This window comes from Anaerobiospirillum succiniciproducens DSM 6400 (assembly GCF_000482845.1).
Lineage (GTDB): Bacteria > Pseudomonadota > Gammaproteobacteria > Enterobacterales > Succinivibrionaceae > Anaerobiospirillum > Anaerobiospirillum succiniciproducens.
The window spans coordinates 1-1,511 of the sequence record NZ_AXWV01000145.1 but is presented as its reverse complement, the minus strand read 5'-3'; the positions used below and the strand labels follow the sequence as shown (position 1 = coordinate 1,511).

Below are 1,511 nucleotides of genomic sequence, written 5' to 3'. Positions count from 1 at the left end.
CTAATATCGCTGTTCTCAAGGAAATTATTAGTAAATATAATAAAAATGTTGATTGCCACGACCTAGTAAAAGCATTTTATTTGAAGAAGGGCCTAACAAAAGAGCAAGCCTATAAGCAAGCTTATTTGACGTATAAGGCTGAGCTTGGATTGGATATCAGCCGTATAGACGTGACTTCCCTTAGCTTAATTCACATGCCTGAAGAGTGGCAATTTGGTCTTGGTTCAAAAGAAGGAAATCCATTTCATTGCGGTTTCATCAACTTTGAATCAAAGCGTTTAGATCCTTGCTACAGATTCTATGATTCTAGAGAAAACCCAACAAAAGTCGACTCCATCGCGCCAAGAGTAGTAGGCAGGGCCAAGCGTTTAAACTGTCATAAACCTAAACAGAGAAAGTATTCCTACTATCAACGTGAAAGAATAAGCTATGCCGAAGAGCAGAGACTGCTATTTGAGCGCTGGGGAGAAACACCTAAAGAGGCTTCTTTGATAGAAGAATCTTATGGATTTTATGACCTGCAGTTTGGCAGTGCGTTTTCCATTCTAGAGCCAGTTGTTAATACAACTAAGCTTGTTGAAGTAGCTATGGATGATTATGTGCTTGATAATCCGTGCATGATAATCGAGACAGCTAACGAGCTTGGTAATCAATGTAATATAGCAGGACTAAACGCTGTTAGTAACAGCATACTAGCATCTATTGATGCCAACCTAAATAGCACATATTGCACTAACTACGGCAAGAAAATCATGCTATTTACTGACAGCCTACAAGACATTCAGCTTGCCTTAATGCATCCTGAATATACTTGCTCGCTTGCTATGGCGATCCCAGTGTCATCGTGTTACTCAGACAAGGCATTAGACTTGACTGTTGCAGAATCTATGTTCAATGATGAGGTTTGCGATATAACTAAGGTTATAAACAGGCCTAATCTAGAAAAGATTATTGGTTGCAAGTCAACATATAAGACACGTAGACAGAGTAATCGTCACTCAATCGTGCAGGCTGCGCTTAATTCTGAATCCTCATCAGATAGCCTAACAGAAAGCATTGGACTAACCTCTGGCTCTCAGGACATCCATTATGATTCAGCAAATAAGAATGATGCAGAAAAGACACAAGGCGTAGACCAAGCACAAGCTCAGTTAGAAATGCTGTCTATGGCAGCGATTCAGTCGGCTAATGATGAAGATTCATTTGACGAAAACTTAGACCAAGCTGATGTTTCTGAGATTATCGCAGCATCAAAAAGAATTGACTCAAACTTTGTTGATCCTGAAGACCCATCAGGCATGCGTGACATGTTTTTGGAGGCATGTGGATATGATATCGGCATGCCCGCTAAAGCATACAAAGAAAAATATGCCAACTCAAGCAATCCTGGTCGCAAGCCTATTGTGAATCCTTTTAGCGAGGGATTTAATGAGTTAGACGAAAAGACTAAATGGCGAAGCATTAATTCAATGTTGAATATGCTTAAAACAGCCATGATCACCAAAAAAAAA

The 1,511-nt window shown here is 39.8% G+C and carries 1 protein-coding gene; it reads left to right on the top strand.

What is annotated here, in order from left to right; genetic code table 11:
- Nucleotides 1–1,511 (top strand): hypothetical protein (locus H524_RS17490; protein ID WP_169726160.1); only part of this gene is annotated, 1,511 nt, incomplete at both ends.